The organism is Phocaeicola sp., assembly GCF_048170425.1.
Taxonomy (GTDB): Bacteria; Bacteroidota; Bacteroidia; order Bacteroidales; family Bacteroidaceae; genus Phocaeicola.
On the sequence record NZ_DBEXBB010000156.1, the window covers coordinates 1 to 3653 of the forward strand.

Below are 3653 nucleotides of genomic sequence, written 5' to 3' on the forward strand. Positions count from 1 at the left end.
TATAATGTACTTACATTTGCAGTAAATTTTCTCTTGTCATGGAATTCAGAACCAAAGTTGAACTACCCGCCAAAGGCCCCAAAATTCAGCATACCGACCGGCTGATGATATGGGGTTCCTGTTTTTCCGAACATATCGGAAACTTGCTGGCCGAACATAAATTCAGTTGCGACGTGAATCCTTTCGGGGTTTTATATAATCCCATGTCAATAGCGGCTTCCATACAATGCTTGTTGAAAAAAGCTCTCTATAGGGAAAAGGATTTACGTGAAGAGCAAGGAATATGGTACAGTCTGATGCACCACAGTACCTTTTCATCTCACGAAGCGGAAGATTGTCTGCAGAAAATCAATCAGCGCATCGCGCAAGGGCATGAGCATCTGAATCAAGCCGACTGGATTATTTTCACATGGGGTTCATCCTTTGTCTATACCTGGAAAGAAAATGGAGAAATTGTAGGAAACTGTCATAAGCTTCCTTCTCGGTTATTTGAACGTAAGATGGTCAGTGCCGATGAAATAACTGCCATATATTTACCTTTATTGCAGGAGCTGAAAGCAGTACGTCCGAATCTGCAATGTCTATTTACTGTCAGCCCGATACGTCATCTCAAAGACGGCTTGCATGGAAACCAGCTCAGTAAAGCAAACTTACTCATCGCTATTGACCAGATTTGTCGTCAAATGGATTTCTGCCACTATTTCCCTTCTTATGAAATTATGATAGATGAACTGCGTGATTATCGCTTCTATGCTGACGATATGATGCATCCCAGTCCGCTTGCCATTCAGTATATCTGGGAATGTTTCTGCGATTGCTATTTCACCCCTTCTACTCTCTCATTCCTGAAAGAATGGAACAAAATACGTCAGGGACTGGCCCACCGCCCTTTTAATCCCGACTCAGAAGCCTACCAAACCTTTTTAAGTCAAATACTGTTAAAGATAGAGGACTTAAAAGAAAAATTACCGTACTTAGATGTTCAAAAGGAAATAAAGTTATGTCAAGCACTATTGAAGAAATAACCTCCATTCTAGGGGCTAAACGCATAGGAACGACTTCCTCTACAATCGACTGGATTCTAACCGATAGCCGGTCATTATGTTTTCCGGAAGAAACGTTGTTCTTTGCCTTAAAGACAAAACGCAATGACGGACATAAATATATCCCAGATCTTTACCAGAAAGGGGTACGCAATTTTGTGGTCAATGAGATACCGGAAACGGCTTTATCATATACAGACGCTAACTTCTTAATTGTACCTAACCCGCTGAAAAGCCTGCAGCGTCTGGCGTCCAGGCACAGGGAACAATTTCAAGTACCGGTTATCGGTATTACAGGAAGTAATGGAAAGACGGTCGTAAAAGAGTGGTTATATCAGCTTCTCAGTCCGGACCGTACCATTACCCGCTCTCCCAGAAGCTACAATTCACAAATCGGAGTACCACTTTCCGTATGGCTGATGAATGAACACACGGAATTAGGAATTTTTGAAGCCGGTATTTCCGAAATGGGTGAGATGGAAGCATTACGTCCTATTATCCAACCCACTATCGGTATTCTGACCAACATCGGAGGAGCACACCAGGAAAACTTCTCTTCCGTACAAGACAAGTGTATGGAGAAACTGCAGTTGTTCAAGGACTGCGACGTGATTGTGTACAACGGTGACAACGAACTTATCACCAGCTGTGTGACCAAATCATTGTTCACAGCCCGTGAAATTGCCTGGTCAACCAAAGACTCCGAACGCCCGCTTTTCATTGAGAAAATCCTGAAAGACGACACGGGAACTACCATCAAATACCGCTACTTAGGATTCTTCAAGGAATACCGTATCCCATTCATTGACGATGCATCCATTGAAAACTCACTCAACTGTCTGGCCGTAGCACTTTACCTCATGGTACCACCGGAAACGATTGCCGAACGCATGCTTCATCTGGAACCCATAGCCATGCGACTGGAGGTAAAAGAGGGTAAGAACGGTTGCACCTTGATTAATGACAGTTATAATTCAGACTTTGCCTCGCTCGACATCGCACTTGATTTTATGATGAGACGCTCGGAAGATAAGAACCGAAAGCGGACACTCATCCTGTCGGACATGCTGGAAAGCGGACAAACAAGCAAACTATTATACAGACAAGTCGCCGACCTGGTACACAGCCGGAAAGTAGACCATATTATCGGAGTAGGAGAAGAAATCTCTGCCGCAGCCAATCGGTTTGAAATCCAAAAAGACTTCTTCGCAAACACTTCTGAGCTTTTGAATTCCGGACTGCTGAATCAGTTGCACTACGAAGATATCTTGATAAAAGGGGCACGTATATTCCACTTTGATGACATTACGGATGCGCTGGAACTGAAAGTACACGAAACCATCCTGGAAATCAACCTGAATGCATTGGTCGACAATCTGAACTACTACCGTAACAAACTGAAGCCGGAAACTAAAATCGTCTGTATGGTAAAAGCCTCAGCTTATGGGGCTGGCTCATTTGAAATTGCCAAGACACTGGAAGACCAGCGAGTTGACTATCTGGCCGTAGCCGTAGCCGATGAAGGAGCTGATTTGCGAAAAGCTGGCATCAACAGTTCCATCATCATCATGAACCCAGAAATCACTGCCTTCAAGACCATGTTTGATTACCGTCTGGAACCGGAAGTATACAGTTTCCACTTATTGGAAGAACTTATCAAAGCTGCGGAACGTGAAGGGGTCAGCAACTTCCCGATTCATATCAAAATTGATACAGGCATGCACCGATTAGGATTCGCTCCAGATGAGATTCCCCAACTCATACAGCGATTGCAGAAGCAGAGTGCAGTCATCCCTCGTTCTGTATTCTCTCATTTAGTGGGTAGTGACGCAGCACGCTTTGACGGTTTTACACGTCATCAGATAGAAATGTTCGAAGCCGCTTCATCCGCTCTTCAAGAAGGCTTCAAACACAAGATTATCCGCCACATCTGTAATACAGCAGGTATCGAGCGCTATCCGGGTGCACAGTTCGACATGGTTCGCCTAGGCATCGGGCTATATGGTGTAGACCCGTTTACTAATAAAATGTTGCACAATGTCAGTACCCTGAAAACAACCATCCTGCAAATTCACGAGGTACCGACAGATGAAACCGTAGGCTACAGCCGTAAAGGAGTGCTGACACGTAACTCACGCATTGCAGCCATCCCCATTGGATATGCGGACGGATTAAACCGCCATCTAGGTAACGGACATGCTTACTGTCTTGTAAATGGGCAAAAGGCCCCTTACGTAGGAAATATCTGTATGGATGTATGTATGATTGATGTAACGGATATTGATTGTAAGGAAGGTGACAAAGCCATTATTTTCGGCGATGACCTCCCGGTAACAGTACTCTCTGACATACTGGAAACTATTCCGTACGAAATCCTGACCAGCGTATCAAACCGTGTAAAGAGAGTCTACTACCAAGATTAATCTTCTATCTCATTCATAACAATACGGCTCTCGACGAAGAAATTAATCAGGGACACTCAGTAAATAGTATAAAATTAGCCAACTAATTCATACAAAAAGTATTGCGAATTAGTTGGCTTTTTTGTATCTTTAGGTATTCCCCCGAAAATAAGGTTTGGCAGCCAAAACGGGGGAAATACTCCGACTA

Annotated in this window: 2 protein-coding genes; both read left to right on the forward strand. The window is 43.9% G+C overall.

The window, feature by feature from the left end; all coding sequences use genetic code 11:
- Nucleotides 1–38: 38 nt before the first annotated feature.
- Complete coding sequence (locus ACMJ0U_RS05985) at nucleotides 39–1025, forward strand: GSCFA domain-containing protein (protein WP_417128840.1); 987 nt, start codon at nucleotides 39–41, stop codon at nucleotides 1023–1025.
- A complete protein-coding gene (locus tag ACMJ0U_RS05990; RefSeq protein WP_417128842.1) occupies nucleotides 1001–3466 on the forward strand; it encodes a bifunctional UDP-N-acetylmuramoyl-tripeptide:D-alanyl-D-alanine ligase/alanine racemase in 2466 nt (821 codons plus the stop codon). Before ACMJ0U_RS05985 ends, ACMJ0U_RS05990 begins: the two co-directional genes overlap by 25 nt.
- Nucleotides 3467–3653: the final 187 nt, after the last annotated feature.

Excerpts from the sequence above, each read along its gene's own strand:
- ACMJ0U_RS05985 (WP_417128840.1), top strand. The coding sequence starts at position 39 with ATGGAATTCAGAACCAAAGTTGAACTACCCGCCAAAGGCCCCAAAATT.
- ACMJ0U_RS05990 (WP_417128842.1), top strand. The coding sequence starts at position 1,001 with ATGTCAAGCACTATTGAAGAAATAACCTCCATTCTAGGGGCTAAACGC.